Annotated in this window: 17 protein-coding genes and 1 tRNA gene; 8 read left to right on the forward strand and 10 right to left on the reverse strand. The window is 54.8% G+C overall.

The features are described 5' to 3' along the window. Positions 1-49: 49 nt before the first annotated feature. From NH461_RS14205 to NH461_RS14220, 4 genes are all read right to left on the reverse strand, one after another. Positions 50-1,363 carry a 6-phospho-beta-glucosidase gene (locus tag NH461_RS14205; protein WP_261602918.1) on the reverse strand — a complete coding sequence of 438 codons (1,314 nt, stop codon included), beginning with the start codon at positions 1,361-1,363 and terminating at the stop codon, positions 50-52. Positions 1,364-1,375: 12 nt separating this feature from the next. Then, entirely contained in the window at positions 1,376-1,684 is a 309-nt protein-coding gene (locus NH461_RS14210) for a PTS lactose/cellobiose transporter subunit IIA (RefSeq protein ID WP_261602919.1), read from the reverse strand. A gap of 60 nt (positions 1,685-1,744) precedes the next feature. Continuing rightward, positions 1,745-3,079, reverse strand: a complete 1,335-nt coding sequence (locus NH461_RS14215) for a PTS sugar transporter subunit IIC (protein ID WP_261600973.1) — start codon at positions 3,077-3,079, stop codon at positions 1,745-1,747. Between the two features lie 123 nt (positions 3,080-3,202). Continuing rightward, entirely contained in the window at positions 3,203-3,508 is a 306-nt protein-coding gene (locus tag NH461_RS14220; RefSeq protein ID WP_261600974.1) for a PTS sugar transporter subunit IIB, read from the reverse strand. A gap of 413 nt (positions 3,509-3,921) precedes the next feature. Between NH461_RS14220 and NH461_RS14225 the strand changes: the two genes are divergently transcribed. Both NH461_RS14225 and NH461_RS14230 read left to right on the forward strand, forming a co-directional pair. Next, on the forward strand, positions 3,922-5,214 hold the full coding sequence (locus NH461_RS14225) for a carbohydrate-binding protein (RefSeq protein WP_261600975.1): 1,293 nt from the start codon (positions 3,922-3,924) through the stop codon (positions 5,212-5,214). Positions 5,215-5,448: 234 nt separating this feature from the next. Then, positions 5,449-6,861 carry a hypothetical protein gene (locus tag NH461_RS14230; RefSeq protein WP_261600976.1) on the forward strand — a complete coding sequence of 471 codons (1,413 nt, stop codon included), beginning with the start codon at positions 5,449-5,451 and terminating at the stop codon, positions 6,859-6,861. A gap of 242 nt (positions 6,862-7,103) precedes the next feature. Here NH461_RS14230 and NH461_RS14235 read toward each other — a convergent pair. After that, positions 7,104-7,188: transfer RNA gene (locus NH461_RS14235), tRNA-Leu, on the reverse strand. 179 nt (positions 7,189-7,367) lie between these two features. Further along, on the reverse strand, positions 7,368-9,101 hold the full coding sequence (locus NH461_RS14240; protein WP_261600977.1) for an AMP-binding protein: 1,734 nt from the start codon (positions 9,099-9,101) through the stop codon (positions 7,368-7,370). An 88-nt stretch (positions 9,102-9,189) separates the two neighbouring features. Here NH461_RS14240 and NH461_RS14245 point away from each other — a divergent pair, with 88 nt between their 5' ends. Beyond that, positions 9,190-9,498 carry a hypothetical protein gene (locus NH461_RS14245; protein ID WP_261600978.1) on the forward strand — a complete coding sequence of 103 codons (309 nt, stop codon included), beginning with the start codon at positions 9,190-9,192 and terminating at the stop codon, positions 9,496-9,498. A 15-nt stretch (positions 9,499-9,513) separates the two neighbouring features. Next, complete coding sequence (locus NH461_RS14250) at positions 9,514-10,008, forward strand: RDD family protein (RefSeq protein ID WP_261600979.1); 495 nt, start codon at positions 9,514-9,516, stop codon at positions 10,006-10,008. Positions 10,009-10,074: 66 nt separating this feature from the next. Here the strand turns inward: NH461_RS14250 and lptG are convergent, their stop codons facing one another. After that, positions 10,075-11,145, reverse strand: a complete 1,071-nt coding sequence (gene lptG, locus NH461_RS14255) for an LPS export ABC transporter permease LptG (protein ID WP_261600980.1) — start codon at positions 11,143-11,145, stop codon at positions 10,075-10,077. Beyond that, positions 11,145-12,245 (reverse strand): LPS export ABC transporter permease LptF, encoded by a 1,101-nt coding sequence (gene lptF, locus NH461_RS14260; protein ID WP_261600981.1) that lies wholly within the window; start codon positions 12,243-12,245, stop codon positions 11,145-11,147. Before lptF ends, lptG begins: the two co-directional genes overlap by 1 nt. A 193-nt stretch (positions 12,246-12,438) precedes the next feature. On the opposite strand from lptF, the gene pepA reads away from it, so the two are divergent. The 4 genes from pepA to NH461_RS14280 all read left to right on the forward strand — a co-directional run bounded on the left by pepA (position 12,439) and on the right by NH461_RS14280 (position 18,058). Beyond that, on the forward strand, positions 12,439-13,947 hold the full coding sequence (gene pepA, locus NH461_RS14265; RefSeq protein WP_261600982.1) for a leucyl aminopeptidase: 1,509 nt from the start codon (positions 12,439-12,441) through the stop codon (positions 13,945-13,947). A 50-nt stretch (positions 13,948-13,997) separates the two neighbouring features. After that, complete coding sequence (locus NH461_RS14270; RefSeq protein ID WP_261600983.1) at positions 13,998-14,450, forward strand: DNA polymerase III subunit chi; 453 nt, start codon at positions 13,998-14,000, stop codon at positions 14,448-14,450. Positions 14,451-14,478: 28 nt separating this feature from the next. Continuing rightward, positions 14,479-17,340, forward strand: a complete 2,862-nt coding sequence (locus tag NH461_RS14275; RefSeq protein WP_261600984.1) for a valine--tRNA ligase — start codon at positions 14,479-14,481, stop codon at positions 17,338-17,340. A gap of 316 nt (positions 17,341-17,656) precedes the next feature. Beyond that, positions 17,657-18,058 carry a DUF2061 domain-containing protein gene (locus NH461_RS14280; RefSeq protein ID WP_261600985.1) on the forward strand — a complete coding sequence of 134 codons (402 nt, stop codon included), beginning with the start codon at positions 17,657-17,659 and terminating at the stop codon, positions 18,056-18,058. 90 nt (positions 18,059-18,148) lie between these two features. Here the strand turns inward: NH461_RS14280 and NH461_RS14285 are convergent, their stop codons facing one another. Together NH461_RS14285 and NH461_RS14290 are read right to left on the reverse strand one after the other, a co-directional pair. Then, entirely contained in the window at positions 18,149-19,168 is a 1,020-nt protein-coding gene (locus NH461_RS14285) for a M48 family metallopeptidase (RefSeq protein ID WP_261600986.1), read from the reverse strand. After that, positions 19,165-20,310, reverse strand: coding sequence for a YjgN family protein (locus tag NH461_RS14290; RefSeq protein ID WP_261600987.1), 1,146 nt, complete (start codon positions 20,308-20,310; stop codon positions 19,165-19,167). Before NH461_RS14290 ends, NH461_RS14285 begins: the two co-directional genes overlap by 4 nt. Positions 20,311-20,332: the final 22 nt, after the last annotated feature.

Below are 20,332 nucleotides of genomic sequence, written 5' to 3' on the forward strand. Positions count from 1 at the left end.
AGATAGCTAAGCGGCAAATGCACAGGCCATTTGCCGCTGATACGCCCGCTTACTGATGAAACTGCGGTAGGTAATCATGATTGGTTTTGAGGATCTCATCGAAGATCAACTTTGCCTTGTGAATATCCGGTACCAGCGGATTACTCGCCAGCGCCATCAATCCTTTGTCATAATCACCATGAACCGCGGCCTCTACAGTCAGCTGCTCATAGGCTTTCACCTGACTGATCAAGCCCAGCACCTGCGGCCCTAACCGGCCCACGGCAATCGGGCGGGCTCCCCAGCTGCCGACCACGGCGCTACACTCAATCACCACATCATCCGGAAGCGACGGAATGGTGCCGTTATTGCAAACATTGACAACATGAATGGACTTCTGATCGTTATAAATCGCATCCACCAGGTTCAGTGAAGCATCCGAGTAATAAGCCCCACCTCGCTTCTCGAGCTGCTCCGGCTTCTCCGCCAGAGACTCATTCTGATAAAGTTCAAACAGTTCCTGCTCCGTCTTCATCACCTGCTCAGCACGGGTGCCTTCCTTCTGAGCCGTGGCTTTCTCCTCGGCCAGCATCACCTCGGTCTGATAGAAGTAACGGTGATAGGGGCAAGGGATCGCGCCCAGGGCATTCAGGAAGTCCGGGTCCCAAGGCTCTTCACTGATATTTTTCATGCTGTAGCTGGCGCCGTCTCCGACCTTCTTCAGCACGTCAGCCGTAATATCCCGGCCATGTAACCACGCCCGGTGTGCCCACACCAAATGATTCAGCCCTGCACATTCCAGCGTCAGCTCTTGTGGCTGACAATCCATCATCTCGGCAATCATCATTTTCATGGAAACCGGCACATTACATAGCCCGATGGTCTTCACCCGGGTATATTTCTGCACCGCTTCCGTCACCAGACCAGCCGGATTGGTAAAGTTCAGCATCCAGGCATTGGGCGCCAACGCTTCAATATCTTTACAGATGTCCAAAATGACCGGGATGGTCCTGAGTGCCTTGGCAAAACCACCCGGCCCAGTTGTTTCCTGGCCAATCACATCATATTTCAGAGGGATCCGCTCATCATTGGCTCGGGCCTGGAGCCCCCCCACACGAAATTGCGTCATTACGAAATCAGCACCTTGGATCGCAGCCCGGCGATCCATGGACGCAGTCACGGTAATATCCGCCCCTGCTTTATCCACCATACGCCGAGTCAGTGCCTCAATCACGGCCAGCTTCTCTTTCCCCGCTTCCACATCAACGAAATGCATCTCTTTCACCGGGATCCGATCGAGCCGTTTTAAAACGCCTTCAACCAACTCAGGGGTATAACTACTGCCACCTCCGATAATGGCGAGCTTCAGCGGAGATTTAGTCATCATATGTTCCTATTATTTCGCCAGGTTTTCGTACATACCCACCATCTCGGTCACCAGTTCATGGGCCAGAATCGTGGTCATCAGGTGATCTTGTGCATGCACCATCACCAGGGTCATCGGCACCTTGCCTTCGCCCTGATCGGCTTCAATCAACTGGGTTTGGGTCAGGTGTGCTTTGTTCAGGCATGCCTTTGCTTGTTTCAGTAAATCACGTGCCTGGTCCAGCTCGTGCTTTTTCGCCTTGCCCAACGCTTCATAACACAGACTGCGCGCTTCACCGGCATTGACGATAATTTCCATGACAACAGCTTCTTGATCCATCATTTCTCTCCTCAAATGGCTAAATAGGGGCTACGGAAGATCCCGTAGCCCAACACGAAATTATGCGGTTGCCGGTGTACCTTCCGCGGCATCCTGTTGCTCTTGCTCTGCAGCAACTTTCTTCTCATCTTCAAGCAATTGTTTTTCGAACATTTTGAAGAATGGCAGGTAAATCAGCAGATCAATAATGAGCAGGCCAACCACCAGTAACACAGGGGCAAATGTCCAGCCCGTCCCCCAAGATGCGCCGATGATCGCAGGGGTCGTCCATGGTGTTGTGGCAACGCCCATGCCGACAAAGCCCATTTTCACGGCGGTGAAGGCAATGATTGCGTTGACGATTGGGGCGAATACGAAAGGAACAAACAGCATTGGGTTCATCACAATTGGCGCACCAAAGATGATGGGTTCATTAATCTGGAAGAAACCAGGCACCGCACTCATACGTCCCAAGCTACGCAGGTGAACGGAGCGGCTGAATACCATCAGAATCGCCAGTGCCAGGGTTGCACCCGAACCACCGATGAAGATGTAGAAATCCCAGAATGGCTGCGTAAAGATATTTGGAATCGGCTCACCCGCAACAAACGCCGCCGTGTTGGCGCCAATGTTAGTCAGGAAGATTGGTGACAACAGACCCACAACGATTGCGGCACCGTGGATCCCTGCAAACCAGAGTAACTGTGACAGCAGTAGTGCACCGATGATTGCCGGTAGGGTATTCGACGCAGAGACAAGTGGTCTGAACAGGTCCATCACCACATCAGGGATCAGCATGCCAGACTGGCTTTGGACGAACAGGCTGAGCGGGTACAGCGTCATGAAGACAATCAAGACCGGGATCAGCATCTCGAAACAACGCGCAATCGCAGGAGGGACCTGCTCCGGCATCTTGATCGTGATATTGTGTTTTTGCAGGAAGCGAACCAGCTCAACAGCAAAGAAAGCACTCAAGACCGCAGTAAAGATCCCGGTTCCGCCCATGTGGTTCGCGGGTAAGGCTCCATCCGTAACCGGCGCACAAATCAGGAGGAAACTCATCAGCGACAAACAGGCACACGTAATACCGTCCATCATATAGGCGCGCGCCAAACTATACGCCACCCCGAGGGACACAAATATCGTCATAATGCCCATCGACATATTGTAGGGCATCATGATGGCATCAAAGTTTTCTGTCGCAAAATCCAGCCAGGCACGACCAAAAGCATTCGTGGTATCTTCCGCAAACGGCGGAAATGCAAAAATCAGAATAAAACTACCGACAATAATAAATGGCATTGCGGTAATAAAACCATCCCGCATGGCACGCACATGTATCTGCGAACCGACCTTCGCCGCTATAGGCGCGACTTTGTTTTCTACGACGTTCATCAACTTATCGTAAAGCTTCATAATCATTAATCCTTTGATTTAAAGATAAAGAACCCCGCCCCGCATTGACGAATGCAGAGTCAAAATAAATCTGTCCTTAAATTTAATTGAGCCGAATATAATTCGGCTCAATGCATGGGTTACTTACTTCATGAGCGACAAGGCCTGATCGAGCACCTCTTCTCCCTTCATCATGCCGTAAGCCATCGGAGAAATAGCATCCACTTGCTTCCCATGCAGGCTCGCTGTTTTCCGCAACTCTTCAAGCTGAAAGCGGACCTGAGGCCCGAGCAAGCATACATCATACTGTTGAATCTTCTCTTCAAACGTCGCCACCGGATGGGCTTCAATCTGGCATTCCATCCCACGCGCTTCCGCGGCTTTCACCATTTTCTGAACCAACATACTGGTCGACATACCGGCACTGCAACACAAAAGAATTTTTTTCATCCCACTCTCCACCTTTTAATTATTCCGCTTTTTTAGCGACGTAAAAATTGTAACCAAATTAGATAAAAGTAAAAAGCGCAACCGGTTGCATTAACGTGAAGAAGTTCTCAAATCACAAAAGAATTAATATTTAAAAAACGAAGCGGCGCACGTGAAATATGACGTTCAAAAGAATTGAATGATCAAGAAATCTGAAAATATAAATCTAAAAGTGCGAAGTGAATCCAAACAATTTTGAAAATGAAAATTTCAATTTAAATACATTGTTTTATAACACGCATATCAATTATACCGCTGTAGATCTCCCTCATCCCTTCTTGAGCTAATGATAGACAAGAGTGGATATCCACTTCGGCGTTGATGCCGTCTCTACACCAAAATGTTGAAAACTCTATCCAAATAGGAATACAGTCATGAAGAAAACATTACTTTCAGTTTTGTGCTCAGGCACCTTGCTTGCTGCTGCCATATCAGCGCAGGCGGCCCCGAAAGGCACCATCTATCTGACGTTTGACGATGGCCCGGTCAATGCCACCATTCCGATGGTGAAGGTCATGAATGATGCCGGCGTGAAGGGGACCTTCTATATTAATGCCTGGCACCTGGACGGGATTGGTGATGAGAATGAAGATCAAGCCGTAGAAGCCCTGAAGTACCTGCTGGATACCGGCCACGTCGTCGCCAACCACAGCTATGATCACATGGTCCATAACTGCCTGGGCGAAAACGGCGACAACACCGCAGCTGCCTGTAACGTAACCGGCAACCACCAAATCGACTCCTACCAGGATCCGGTGTATGACGCCTCCATGTTCGATAAAAACCTGACCGTCATCGAGTCCTATATTCCGAATGTTCATTCTTATCCGAATTATAAGGGTGAAAACTTGGCACGCTTACCCTATACCAATGGCTGGCGCGTTGCGAAGAACTTCAAAGGAGATGGCTTGTGCGCAACCTCTGACGATCTGAAACCTTGGGAGCCAGGCTATGTCTGCGATCCGGCCAATCCATCAGACAGCGTCAAAGCGTCTATCCAGGTGGCCGATATCCTGACCAACAAGAATTATCAATTACATGGCTGGGATGTGGACTGGGCACCGGAGAACTGGGGGATCCCAATGCCGGCCAACAGTCTGACCGAAGCAGACGTCTTCCTGGGTTATGTTGATGCCGCCATCAATGCCTGTGCGCCAACCACCATCGAGCCGATCAACTCAAAGACCCAAACTTTCCCATGTGGTACCTCACTGCATGCCGACAAGGTGATCGTCCTGACCCACGATTTCCTGTTTGAAGATGGCAAGCGGGGCATGGGCGCGACCCAGAACCTACCGAAACTGGCGAAGTTTATTAAGATCGCAAAAGAAGCGGGCTATGTCTTCGATACCATTGACAACTATTCACCACAATGGACTGTCGGGACCGCCTATGCTGAAGGGGATTACGTCCGTCACGATGACATCCTGTACAAAGCCGTCACCGCGCATACCGCACAAGCCGACTGGGCGCCGTCATCAGCCTCCAGCCTGTGGGTGAACAGCATGCCGGCCATCGTCTGGCGTACCAATGTCAGCTATGAAGTCGGTGATGTCGTCACCTATAAAGGCGAACGCTACAGTGTCGAATCTGCACATATTTCACAAGCGGCCTGGACCCCGGAGACAGAGCCGACATTGTTTACCAAACTCCCGGCCATGTTCTAACCCGACTGAACACCGGGGGAGCCGCATCGTTTCCGCGGGATGACGTCGACATAATAAGAGGAAGCCGCCCTGGCTTCCTTTTTGTCGTTCGAAACCTCACCGAATTCAACCCGGCCTCCGCCATGGAACACAACTTGTTGCGTATTTGCTAGCAAGATCAACCAAAGAAAATGATAAGCAATATCATTTTCATGTAGAATTCTCAGCCTTATACGCAACCAGGTCAATAACCCCATGAATAAAAGCATCGCCTTCACCCTCTTACTCATCCTCACCGGCTGTGATGATACATCGACCTCCCTCGCCCCCACGAATAAAACCGAACAACCGGTCGTCGCACACCAGGAGCAAGAACAACCCCAGCAAGCACAGGCCATCCAGCTCACCACGGCGCCTTCATTCTCGGTCCGCAAACCGGGCCGCCATATTCAGGATCAACTCGCGTTTCACTTTACCAAGACCGTCAATGCGAGCTTGGTGGTCCGCGACCCAAATGGCAACGAGATCTTCAACAGCAGTTCACATGAAGCAACATCCGAGCATACCTTCAACCTCGGCTCCACCTATAACGCCACCCCACTGAACTACGGGGTGTACCAGTACACCTTAACCGCAACTCTGAGCAACGGCTCAGAAACTCAAACCATCGAGGGCCAGTTTGAAAAAGGATTGCGGCCAATCCATGAATTCGACCATAAAATTTCGGATCTCAGCATTGACCAAGACACCCTGTATGTTGCAACCGGTGACTACATGCGCCCCATCGAAATCCACACCATCAGTACACAAGATGACACGGTCAACACCCTGGCCATTGCTGGTGCTGATCTCCCAAAACCGATTTATGATATTCACCGGATCGGAGATTCCCTGTATTTCGGCGGACGCAAGCAGGACTGGATCGGGGGCAACTTATTGGTCCAATACCATCTTGGCACTCAGACTATCACCGTCCTGGATGACGCCTTGGCCTGCCAACGAGACAACAACGATGAATGCAGCGCCGTCTTCAGCCTCACCTCACAGGGCGAAACACTGTACATCGGGACCAGCGACGGCCTCTATACCTACCGCAATAATCATTTTGCCAAAGTAACCCGGCATGGTCTGGATGCGTACAGCGATATCAAATCTCTGTTTGTGGACAGTAAACAGCGGGTTTGGGCCGGTTCAATGGCGACAGGCGGGCTGACGTACCTACATCAAGACACTTGGCATCCAATGACGGAAGGCAACAGCAAAATGCCGGCTGGCGGGATCATGGCCTTTGCTGAAGGCGCGGAAGGTGAGATTTATATCGCCAATAACATCAATGGGTTAACCCGTTATCAACCTGGCTCGGGTGAGATCGCCCAATTTACTCCCTATAACTCCAACATCATCGACCATAACCTGGTTTCCGTCGCCTATACCGACGGCATCATTGTCGGCTCCCATGACTATGGGATCGCGAAATCAGTCAACGGCACCGTATGGACCACCACCGATCACACCAACTCCTTGATGACGCAAATCAAAACGGATGCCTGTGAATTTGACCCGGATGCCGTCGGTTGCCAGAAAGTTCTGGTGGTTGAGCGCATTGTCGAAAGTCAGGATGGCCGCGTCTTTGCCGCAATCGGTAAAAGCGTTTATGAACTCTACTAACTGACCAGCACTCTGCCTGTCACTGTCCGATCCATACCTGACGCCCATACACCAGACATGGATGTCTCTTCGGGCAAAGCAAGAATCATCACCATAAGTGCAGAGAAGAAGAAGTGACGGGCAGCGCAGCAAACCAACGACGTCTCGCCAAAAACTGACAACCCATACCGCGCCTGATGGAATTGTCAGACGATAGAAACAACAAAGCCCCGACCGAAGTCGAGGCTTTGTCATATAAGATATGGTGCCCGAGGACGGACTTGAACCGTCACTCCCGAAGGAAACGGATTTTGAATCCGTCGTGTATACCAATTTCACCACTCGGGCAAGTGCTGGCTATTATACGGATACGGGGTTGATATACAATCATTTTTATCACGCCGAACGGCTATTCACTGACAACTGCTGAAAGTTTATCCAACTGAGTATCTCCACCCCACCCAGTGCTGCTCAAGCGAGCCTCGGCAACTTGCCGAGGCGTTGAGAACATCACGGAGATCGCGAGATCAGGTCGCCGCCTGAGCCTCCGGTTCCTGCTCCTGTCGTTCCTGCTCAATTTCCAAGTCCCGCATTTTGAACTTCTGCAGCTTGCCGGTGACCGTCATGGGAAAATGCTCAACGAACCGGATCACTTTGGGAATTTTAAAGTGGGCCAGTTCGTCCTGACAGAACGCCTGCAGCTCTTCAGCACTCATGTCTTCCCCGGGATGCAGTTGAACCCAGGCCACCACTTCTTCGCCATAGAACGGCTGTGGTACCCCGAACACGGCAACCTGCTGAATTTTCTCATTGGAATACAGGAACTCTTCAATTTCCCGCGGATAGATATTTTCACCACCGCGAATAATCATTTCTTTAATTCGCCCGGTGATCCGCACATAGCCGTCTTCGTCCATGATCCCGAGATCCCCGGAATGCAGCCAGCCCTGGGGGTCAATAGCCTCCCGGGTTGCAGCCTCATTGCCGTAGTATCCCCGCATCAGGTTATAACCGCGAAAACAGATTTCCCCCGGTTGCCCCAGCGGCACAGTCGCCCCCGTTTCAATGTTGACGACTTTTACTTCCTGGTGCGGCAGATTCTTACCCACCGTTTCAGTGCGGCGCTCCAGTGAATCATCAATCTCGGTTAAATGGCTCAGCGGCGCCGCTTCCGTTTGCCCGTACCCAATCAGGATCTCACGGCAGTTGAGCTCTTCCATCACCCGCATCATCAATGCCGGCGGGCAAGTCGCCCCGGCCATGATCCCGGTCCGCAGTGAGCTGACATCAAAGTGCTGAAACTCAGGGTGATCCAACTCAGCTATAAACATGGTCGGGACCCCGTGCAAGGCGGTACATTGCTCCTGATCTACGGCTTTGAGCACGGAGAGAGGATGGAAGTGTTCGGCCGGGATCACGATACAAGCCCCGACAGACAAGCACAACAGGTTCGCCAGCACCATGCCGAAGCAGTGATAAAACGGCACCGGCACACACAAGCGGTCATGCTCGGTAAAATGCATCGCCTGCGCCGAGAAGTAGGCATCGTTGAGGATATTCAAATGACTGAGTACCACAGCTTTGGGAAACCCGGTCGTGCCCGAGGTGTACTGAATATTGATGGGGTCGTCGCAATCGAGGGTATCGCTCACCGCATCCAGCTGAGCATCTGAAATGCTGCGCCCGGCTTCAATCACATCCCCCCACACCGCAAATCCCGGTGCCGGACGCTCGGTTTGCATCGGTTGCAGCGGATCGTAGACCACCACCTGGCGCAGGAAAGGAAATTCCGCATGCACCGGCGGGGAAGCAAAATCACAAGAAGCGCTGCTGAGCGCTGGCAATAAATCGGTCAGAATGTCGAGATAACAGCTGTCGCGAAACGACGGGATCACAAACATCCCCTGGACTTCAGAACATTGCAGCGCGTAGGCCAGCTCTCGCTTGCGGTAGGCCGGATTGATATTGACCAGCACAATCCCGACCCGGGCCGTGGCCATTTGCAACAAAATCCACTCCAGATTATTGGTCGACCAGACCCCGACCCGATCCCCTTTGCCAAATCCGGCGGCCAGCAGCCCCTTTGCCAGCAGATCAATTTCATCGGCCAGTTCACGGTAGGTGAGGCGGCGCTGTTGCGGTATCGCCACCACGGCCTCCTGGTCCGGAAAAGCCGCGGCAATATCAGCAAATTGCTGCGAAATCGTTTTTCCAAGCAGCGGCTGGTTGCCGCCTCGATGAAAATAACTCTTAGCTGCCATATTATCTCCCTATATTGGTAGGCACATTGTCAGCGTGTTCCTGTGCGAAGACTGCAATAACTCCGGACGACTCTCGCCCCGGTTCCAAATGCGGTACAACTGTTCAGGCCTGATTCTGCGCGATACCTTTCCCTGCGCCTCTGTCCTGATGGCGTATGGCCAATCACAGGGCACGGAAAAACAGCAGGCATTCGCAAAGCCGTATAGAGAACATAGCCAGCTTCTTCGCGACCAGGCGGACAACTCCGGCAGGGAATCGCGAAAATACGAACTGGATAGCAAAGCCATTATTTTCACAGGAAAAATAAAGAAAACCAGCTACCTCTCATTTCCCGCTGTCCGGCCATTTCCCGGTTCAGGAGAAATTGCTACACTGCGCCCAGCCTTATGTGATTAACTTTTGGACACTCCCGTGAAAAAGACCAAACAACAGGACGTTTCTTCTGCCAAAGTCTATCCCGGCCTGCTGCGCCGCCTCGGTGCCTGGCTCTATGATCTGCTCGTCGTGGCTGCCATTCTGATGCTGGCCGGCGGTGTGGCCACCGCGCTGGTCGCCACCCTGCTCCACTTTGGCGTGATCAGCCTCGGCCCGTACGAAGATGCCAGCGCCTATATGAGCCAGCACCCGGTCGTCAGTGTGATTTATTCGATTTACCTGGCTGTGGTGATCGCCGGATTTTTTGCCTTTTTCTGGTGCCGCGGCGGCCAGACGCTGGGGATGCGCGCCTGGAAGCTCCGAGTACAAAACAAAGACGGCTCCAATCTTCGCCTGACCCAGGCGCTCATTCGCATGGCCACATCGGCCTTTGGCCTCGGCAATCTGTGGGCCCCGTTCAACAAAGAAAAACAATCGCTGCAGGATCTGATGGCCAACAGCGAAATGATTGTGCTGCCCAAGCCCAACTAATGCGATGGGCAACCCATAAAAAAAGGAGCTCGAAAGCTCCTTTTTTGTTTCCGTGTACGGGGGCCGTTATAACTTACGCCGCAGCAAATACAGCGTGATGAACAGAAAGACCAGACTCGGTCCCAACGCGCCGACAATCGGATGCAGGCGATAGACGATACTGAGCGGGCCGAACACCTCGTTGGAAATATAGAACGCAAACCCGAAGATCACCCCAGACAGGACCCTGGCACCCATGGTCACCGAGCGCAAGGGCCCGAACACAAAGGACAGCGCCAGCAGCATCATCACGGCAATCGACACCGGCTGCAGCGCCTTGCGCCAGAAAGCCAGCTCATAGCGCGACGCATCCTGCTGCGACTCCTTGAGGTACGACACATAGTTATACACCCCGGACAACGCCAGCTCTTCCGGCTTCACGGTCACCACCGCCAGCTTGTCCGGCGTCAGTGTGGTCTGCCAGGCCAGGGTGGCGTATTCCCGGTTTGACTGCTGGATGTCATCAATATCAGTCACCGTGACATCGGCCAGCATCCAGCCTTTTGCTGCATCATACGAAGCGCTGCGGGCAAACACGGTCTGTGCCAGTTTATCCTGCTCGTCAAACTGCCAGACATTGACCGCATCGAGCTGGTTTTGCTCATGGACCCGGCCGATATAAATAAAGTCATTGCCGTCTTTGGCCCACACCCCGCGCTGCACCGACAGCATATTCCCACCGGACGTCCACAGCGCCCGCAACTCACGCGCGGCCTTCTGCGCTTCCGGCGCGCCCCACTGGCCCAGTAAGGTCACAATCAACATCAAAGGAACCGCCGTCTTCAGCACCGACAGCCCGATATCCAGTTTGGAAAAACCGGCCGCCTGCATCACCACCAGCTCCGAGCTCGAAGCCAGGGCGCCCAGGCCAATCAGGGCGCCCAGCAGCACCGCCATCGGGAAGAACATCTCAATATCACGCGGTACGCTCAGCAGCACGTATACCAGCGCTTTCCACAAATCGTAAGTACCGTCCCCGACCTTGCGCAGCTGCTCGACATATTTAATGATCGCCGACAGGCCCACCAGGGTCGACAATGTCAGGGTGGTGGTTGCAATAATCGTTCGGCCAATGTACCAGTCCAGAATCTTAAACATCAGCCGCGTCTCCGTAATTTTTCTCTCAGCTGTCGCACCGGTAACGTATCCCAGGCATTGAGGGCCACGGCAATCAACAGGATGGCGAGGTTGATCCCCCACAACCCGATCTCCGACGGCAACACACCATCTTCAACACTGGATTTGGCGGCACTGATCGCCAGGAAATAAGCCAGGTACAGCAACACCGCCGGCACCAGCTTGGCAAAGCGGCCCTGACGCGGATTCACCGCCGACAGCGGCACCACCACCATCGTCAGCAACGGAATACAGAGCACCAGCGACACCCGCCACTGGAACTCGGCCTTCGCCGCCAGCTCCGGGCGCTGCATCAACGCCAGCGTCGGCAGCGCATCCCAGTCCCGGCTCTTCTCGCGCACGGCCCGCTGGCCGATCAGCGCCTGATAGCCGTCAAATTCAGTGATGGCATAATCGAGCCGGGTCGGGATCCCTTCATAACGGGTGCCGTCCTGCAGATCCAGCACCTGACGGCCATCCGCCAGCTCACTGACATAACCCCGGTCAGAGACCAGCACGCTCGGGCGCAACGCTTCCCGGGCCGTCAGCTGCGCCACAAAGACATTGTGCAGCTTGGTACCGCCATCGGTGATGTCATCGACAAAGACCACGCCTTTCCCGTCCGGCGCAGCCTGAAATTGCCCCTTCACCAGCAAATCGAGGCCGGAGTCGGCTTCCACCTGCTCCATCACCCGGGTCTCCTGCTCCACACTCCACGGCGCCAGCCACAGGGCATTGAAGCCGGCAACCGAGCCGGTAATGATCGCCAGCCACAACGCGGCGCGGATCAGGAACTTATTGCCGATCCCGGTGGCATTCATCACCGTAATTTCACTCTCGGCATACAGGCGGCCGAAGGTCAGCAAAATCCCGATATACAAACTGAGCGGCAGCATCAGCAATGCCATCGACGGCATGTACAGCCCCATCAGAGTCAGGATCAACTCAGTGGGGATCGACCCTTCGGTGGCCGAAGCCAGCACTCGAATAAATTTTTGGCTGATAAAGACAAGAAAGAGCACCAAAAGAACCGCAAATTGGCTCTTTAATGTCTCACGTGTCAAATACCGAACAATAATCACGCGTTATACACCCATAGAAAACTTGTTTTTTTGCTGGAATCACTATAGTTTTTCGGTTAAGTAGTTATTTTTTAATCTTTCGGCTAATCGTTAGCCTGCACTTTGATCCTATACCGAAATCACGGTCCAACAAGTAAGTGCGGCATTATCTAACATTTAGCTTTAATTGTCTTTATAGGATGTAGGAGTACGCATGGAGTTCAGTGTAAAAAGTGGTAGCCCGGAGAAACAGCGCAGTGCCTGTATCGTCGTCGGCGTCTTCGAACCACGCCGCCTCTCTCCAATTGCTGAGCAACTTGATAAAATCAGTGACGGCTATATCAGCTCGCTACTGCGCCGTGGCGACCTGGAAGGTAAGCCGGGCCAAATGCTGCTGCTTCACCATGTCCCCAATGTATTATCTGAGCGTGTATTACTGGTTGGTTGTGGGAAAGAGCGTGAGCTGGACGAACGCCAGTACAAGCAGATCATCAAGAAGACTATCAGCACCCTCAACGAAACCGGCTCCATGGAAGCGGTGTGCTTCCTGACTGAGCTGCACGTGAAAGGCCGCGATACCTACTGGAAAGTCCGCCAGGCCGTCGAAACCACCAAAGACAGCCTGTACACCTTCAACCAGTTCAAGAGCAGCAAGCCGGAAACCCGCCGCCCGCTGCGTAAGCTGGTGTTCAATGTGCCGACCCGTCGTGAGCTGTCACTGGGCGAGCGTGCGATCTCGCACGGTCTGGCCGTGGCCTCCGGGGTGAAAGCCGGTAAAGATCTGGGCAACATGCCGCCAAACGTCGCCAACCCGGCTTACCTGGCCTCCCAGGCCCGCCGCCTGGCCGACGATTTCGAAACCGTCAGCACCAAAATCATCGGCGAGCAGGAGATGCAAGCGCTGGGCATGACCTCTTACCTGGCTGTCGGTCAGGGCTCTAAAAACGAAGCCATGATGTCAGTCATTGAGTACAAAGGCAGCCCGGATCCGGACGCGAAACCTGTGGTACTGATCGGGAAGGGCCTGACCTTCGACTCCGGCGGTATCTCCATCAAGCCGTCCGCCAACATGGATGAGATGAAATACGACATGTGCGGCGCGGCAACCGTCTTCGGCGCCATGAAGTCGCTGGCCAAGCTAAACCTGCCGATCAACGTCGTCGGCATCCTGGCCGGCTGTGAAAACATGCCGGGGGGCAATGCCTACCGTCCGGGCGATATCCTGACCACCATGTCCGGCCAGACCGTCGAAGTCCTGAATACCGACGCCGAGGGCCGCCTGGTGCTGTGTGACGCGCTGACTTATGCCGAGCGCTTCGAACCGGACTGCGTGGTGGATGTCGCCACCCTGACCGGTGCCTGCGTGGTGGCGCTGGGCAACCACATCAGCGGCCTGATCGCCAACCACAACCCGCTGGCGCACGAGCTGATCAATGCCTCTGAGCAAGCCGGTGACCGTGCATGGCGCCTGCCGATGAGCGATGAATACCAGGAGCAACTAGCCAGCCCGTTTGCCGATATGGCGAACCTGGGCTCTCCGGGTGCCGGCACCATCACGGCCGGCTGCTTCCTGTCCCGCTTTACCAAGAAGTACAACTGGGCACACCTGGATATTGCCGGGACAGCCTGGAAAGGCGGGAAAGAGAAAGGCGCGACGGGCCGTCCGGTCCCGCTGCTGGTCCAGTTCCTGCTTAACCGTGCCGGCCAGGAAAACGTCGAATAAGATGACACCCAGGGGCCGATACGGCCCCTTTCTTTTTGAGAGCAACCGCAATGACTCATGCTACTTTTTATATTATCGATGACAGCCGAAACGCCACGGATCGCGACTATCCGCTGCATTTTGCCTGCCATCAGGCAGCATTGAGTTATCAACAGGGGCACAAGGTTTACCTGCTGGCCGCCTCTAAAGCGCAGGCCGAGCAAATCGATGAGTATCTGTGGCAGCAAGAGCCGGATAACTTCGTCCCGCATAACCTGGTGGGTGAAGGCCCGCGCGGCGGATCGCCGGTAGAAATCGGCTGGCCGGGGTTACGCCACAGCGGACGAAGGAGCGTGCTGATAAATTTGAGTCAGGATGCACCAAATTTTGCTGTTACCTTCTCACAAGTGGTAGACTTCGTTCCTTGCGATGAAAAACTCAAGCAGCAGGCCCGCGAACGCTATAAGGCCTACCGGCTTGCCGGTATTCAGCTTCAGACCGCCGCTGCCCCTGAGACGCCCTAATTCCCATATAGATCCTTCTAAGAGCGCTATGGAAAAGACATACAACCCACAATCAATTGAAAAAGCGCTGTATCAGCGCTGGGAAGAGGCTGGCTACTTCAAGCCTCACGGTGATACGACGAAAGATGCCTACAGCATCATGATCCCACCGCCAAACGTCACGGGCAGCCTGCACATGGGCCACGCGTTCCAGGATACCATCATGGATACCCTGATCCGCTGTGAGCGTATGAAAGGCAAAAACACCCTGTGGCAGGTCGGTACCGACCACGCCGGTATCGCCACTCAAATGGTTGTGGAGCGTAAAATTGCCGCCGAAGAGGGCAAAACCAAGCACGATTACGGTCGTGATGCCTTCATCGACAAAATCTGGGAATGGAAAGGCGAGTCTGGTGGCACGATCACCAAACAGCTGCGTCGCCTGGGCGCCTCGGTCGATTGGGATCGCGAGCGCTTCACCATGGATGACGGCCTGTCAAACGCCGTTCAGGAAGTTTTCGTACGCCTGTACGAAGAAGATCTGATCTACCGTGGCAAGCGTCTGGTGAACTGGGATCCGAAACTGCACACCGCGATTTCCGATCTGGAAGTGGAAAACAAAGACAAGAAAGGCCACATGTGGCATTTCCGCTACCCGCTGGCCGACGGCGTGAAAACTGCGGAAGGCAAAGACTACATTGTGGTCGCGACGACGCGTCCGGAAACCATGCTGGGTGATACCGGTGTGGCCGTGAACCCGGAAGATCCGCGCTATAAAGATCTGATTGGTAAAGAAATCATCCTGCCAATCGTCGATCGTCGTATCCCAATCGTCGGTGACGAGCACGCGGACATGGAAAAAGGCACCGGCTGTGTGAAAATCACTCCGGCGCACGATTTCAACGACTACGAAGTTGGTAAGCGTCACAGCCTGCCGATGATCAACATCCTGACCCTGGATGCCAACATTCGCGATACCGCGGAAGTCTTCACCACCAATGGCGAGCCAAGCGATGCCTACAGCGCAGCGCTGCCAGCCAGTTACCACGGCTTAGAGCGTTTTGCCGCGCGGAAAGCCATCGTGGCAGAGTTTGATACCCTGGGCCTGTTGGACGAAATTAAAGATCACGACCTGACCGTGCCTTACGGCGACCGTGGCGGTGTGGTGATCGAACCGATGCTGACCGATCAGTGGTACGTCCGCACGGCGCCGCTGGCCAAGCCTGCAGTTGAAGCAGTCGAGAACGGCGACATCCAGTTCGTACCGAAGCAGTACGAAAACATGTACTTCGCGTGGATGCGTGACGTGCAGGACTGGTGTATTTCCCGTCAGCTGTGGTGGGGCCACCGGATCCCGGCCTGGTACGACAATGACGGCAACGTCTACGTCGGCCGCACCGAAGCAGAAGTGCGTGAGCAAAACAACCTGGCACCGGTTGTGGTGCTGCGCCAGGACGATGACGTACTGGATACCTGGTTCTCCTCTGCACTGTGGACCTTCGGCACCCAAGGCTGGCCGGAAAACACCGAGGCCCTGAAGACCTTCCACCCGTCGGATGTGCTGGTGTCCGGTTTCGACATCATCTTCTTCTGGGTTGCGCGCATGATCATGATGACGCTGCACTTCGTGAAAGATGAAAACGGCAAACCGCAGGTACCGTTCAAGACCGTTTACATGACCGGCCTGATCCGTGATGAAAACGGCGACAAAATGTCGAAATCCAAGGGGAACGTGCTGGATCCAATCGACATGATCGACGGCATCGATCTGGAGTCGCTGGTCGAAAAACGCACCGGCAACATGATGCAGCCACAGCTGGCCGCCAAGATCGAGAAGAACACCCGCAAGACGTTTGAGAACGGGATTGAACCATACGGGACTGACGCCCTGCGTTTCACGCTGGCAGCCATGGCTTCGACCGGCCGTGACATCAACTGGGACATGAAGCGCCTGGAAGGTTACCGTAACTTCTGTAACAAGCTGTGGAACGCCAGCCGCTACGTGCTGATGAACACCGAAGATCAGGATTGCGGCTTCGCCGAAGGTGCCGAGCTGGAATACTCACTGGCAGACCAGTGGATCGAATCTCAGTTCGAACTGGCCGCGAAAGATTTCAATGCCCACATTGAAAACTTCCGTCTCGATATGGCGGCGAACACTATCTATGAGTTCATCTGGAACCAGTTCTGTGACTGGTACCTGGAGCTGACCAAGCCGGTCCTGTGGAAAGGCAGCGAAGCGCAGCAACGTGCAACCCGCCGTACCCTGATCACCGTGCTGGAGAAGACGCTGCGTCTGGCCCACCCGGTGATCCCGTACATCACCGAAACCATCTGGCAGAGCGTCAAGCCATTGGTAGACGGTGTTGAAGGCGACACCATTATGCTGCAGGCGCTGCCGCAGTACGACGAAGCCAACTTCAATGCCGAGGCCCTGGCGGATATTGAGTGGGTGAAGAGCTTCATCACCAGCATCCGTAACCTGCGTGCCGAGTACGACATCGCACCGAGCAAGCCGCTGGATGTGATGATGAAAGCCGCAGATGACAAAGACGCAGCGCGTCTGGAAGCCAACAAGGCCGTACTGGTGTCCCTGGCGAAACTGGAAGATATCCGTGTGCTGGCCGCCGGCGAAGCAACCCCGGCCTGTGCTACGGCGCTGGTTGGCAAGTCTGAGCTGATGATCCCAATGGCCGGTCTGATCGACAAAGACGCTGAGCTTGACCGCCTGGCGAAAGAAATCCAGAAGACCGAAGGCGAGATCAAACGCATCGAAGGGAAACTGGGCAATGAAGGCTTCGTCGCCAAAGCGCCGGAAGCCGTGGTTGCCAAAGAGCGTGAGAAGCTGGACGGCTACAAAGAAACATTGGTGAAACTGGCAGAGCAGCAGGCGACCATCGCGGCGCTGTAAGCTCTCTCGGACAGATCCGCCGAACGCAGGCGGGTCTTGCCAAACCGATCAAGGCTGACGAGCATTCGTCAGCCTTTTCTTTTTTCCGGCTTCGCTGCTCAGATGTTCAATCCCTGCTTCTGCATCCTGGTCGCCAGGCCATCACGACCAGTCCCTCCCTGCGATTCCTTCACTGCAATTCCTTCACGGCCATGTCCCGACTGTGATTCCTTCACAAACAGATGATAGCCTTCAACTATCAATTTAATAGTAACAATCAACTTTCACTATTGATAATCATTCGCAATACTCAGGGTATCCAAACGAGGAAGCCGTGATGAAAAAGACCCTGAGTTTTGCCGCGATTCATTTTACTGTTGCATTGAGTGTCGCCTACCTGCTGACCGGCGATCTCATTCTCGGCAGCCTGATGGCAATGATCGAGCCGATGGTCAACACCGTTGCCTTCTACTTTCACGAAAAAGTCTGGCAATGGGCGCCGCTGAAACGCTCACAGTTCAGCAACCCGGGTCGTAAAACCCTCAGCTTCGCCGCGGTCCACTTCAGTGTCGCCTTCACCGTGGTCTACCTGCTGACCGGCGATGTGCTGATCGGCAGCCTGATGGCGATGATCGAACCGGCCATCAACACCCTGGCCTACTATGCCCATGAGCGTCTGTGGCAGCGCCGGGAAGCCCGGCAAGTCCACCCGCTCAACGGCTTCGCCTGCCATCACTAGCTCAGTGGTGCCTCGTCCATCAAAAAATAAAAGGCCGACCCGCAATTCACGGGCCGGCCTTATCCGGCATCACAATCTACATTGCAGATCTCAGCGCGACTGCGCTTCAGCGGCCGCAGCAATCGCGTCAAGCCGGTGCTGCATGCCCGGATGGGTACTGAGCCATTCCGGCCCATCTTTCCATGCGGTCGCCGCTTCCAGACGCTCAAACATCTGCTGCATCGGCGTCACGCTGCCATACACCCGCTGCATCTGCGCCAGCGCATAAGTATCGGCCTCGGCCTCATCCGCCCGGGAATAGCCCTGAGTCAGGATAAACACCCCGCCGCCCAGAAAGTTATCCGCCAGTCCGGTACTTTCGCCCGTCATCAGCGCCACAGCGGTGGAGATCAGTGCCGAGCGCACCAGGGATGTCATGACATGCTGGTATTCCAGATGGCCCAGCTCATGCAGCAAAATGCTGTTGAGCTGCGCCGGCGTGTCGGCCAGTGTCACCAAGGAATCCATCACCACGATCGTCCCGTCGCTCAGGGCCAGTGCATTCGGCCCGGCCTCCCAGCGCCGGAGCTGCAACCGGGGAACCACCGGGGTCGGCGGCACCTGTGCCACCAGTGTGACAAACTGCTGGTGCAGCTCTTGCTGGCGTGCCTCACTGAGTGCCGTCGGCTGGAGCAGATGTTCATCCAGCGCCGCCAGCGTCTGCTCCCCGACATGAGCTGCCACCGCTTCCGGCAGCAGATGAACCAGTACGCGGCTCAGCCCCGGCAGGCCATGGCTGAACATCAGCACCATCAGCAAGGCCACGGCCAGCACACTGCCGCCGATGGCCAGCCAGTGTCGCTCCCACCAATGCAGCCGGTTGCCCCGCCGGGCCCCTTTCAGGGCCGCAGCCAGCGCCTGGCTGTCCTGTGGAATAAACTGGTGCCCGTCAGGGAACGTCAGGGTCAGCGGCAACCGGCCGAGCGACGGGGTCATGTCGACCCGGGAGATGGGCCAATCCCAACTCCCGGCATCGCAGCACAGACGGAGCTGCTGCTGCGGCAACAGCGTCAGCTCGGCATCGAGCTTACTGGCACTGTTCGGCGGATGGCAAAAGCCGCGCCAACTCATCCGATCCCGACCCCAAGATCAAAGGCATTCGCCACTTCATCGGCAATCGCAGCACCTTGTGCCATCTCTTTACCTTCGGCCTGCAACAGCGCCAGATCGCCGATGACATAAGTTACCCCGGCCAGGTAACGCGCGGTTCTCACTTTGACCCAAGGCCGGGCCAGACCCAGCGTGACGATCAACAACAGCACATTACTCAGGATCAGGCCAACCAGCCCGGCCACGGTCATCCGCGACGCCAACTGATACACAGGCTCTCCCTCAATACTCACCTGGCCGAACAGGTAATTGCGGATCCGCGCCCGGATAAAGCCATTGACGATCATTGCAGCCAGCGCCATCAGGCCGTAGATGACAAAAATCATCACCTGCCACTGCGACATCCCGCCATCCAGCGCTGCCGGATCCTGGAACGTCGCCAGGGCATTGATCCCAAAGGCCAGCGAAGTGAGCAGCAACAGCACCGCAGTCATCCCGACCCACAGCAATCCGGCCAGCAAGTAGGTCTTGATATACGCCTTGAGTTCAACCTCAGCACGGAACTCCCGGTTGCCGTAGCGGTAACCGTTCAGGTAGTAGGCTGCAATCTGTGACGCCACCCAGGCGTAAATCACAAAGGCCAACACGAAAGTCAGCAGGAACAGTACTCCGCCAGCCACCGGGCTGTTTACCACCACCGAGAAGGAAAGAAATAGTGCCCCGCCCACCAGCAGGTAGCAGAGGATCGGCCAGCCCAGGAACACGCCATACGCGGCCTTCAGCGTCCCGGCGAAATCGAAGCGCACATTACGGTAGCTGGTCATGCGGGCATCAAATCGCGCATTGTTGCGCAGCAGCCAGGGCATCAGAGCAACCCCCACCAACATCAGCACCATCGCAACCGGCGGGAAGAACTGGCTGGCGACCACCCAGATCAGGACACAGATCATCGCAATGATCCGCCCGATCAAAATCTGTTTTGGGGTGGCGTGATAATCAAACCGATCGCCAGCCAACTCGGTGTTGCCGTAAAAATATTTATTCGTGCGGACCGTGGCCCAGGCTGAATAAATCCCGAGCGTAACCACCGACAGTAATACATTGACGATCCAGATGCCGAAGAACTCCTTGCCCTGGCCGTGAAACCTAACCTGATTTTCCATTCTTATGATCTCTACTGTGAAC

The sequence above is a fragment of the Photobacterium sp. TY1-4 genome, assembly GCF_025398175.1.
GTDB lineage: Bacteria > Pseudomonadota > Gammaproteobacteria > Enterobacterales > Vibrionaceae > Photobacterium.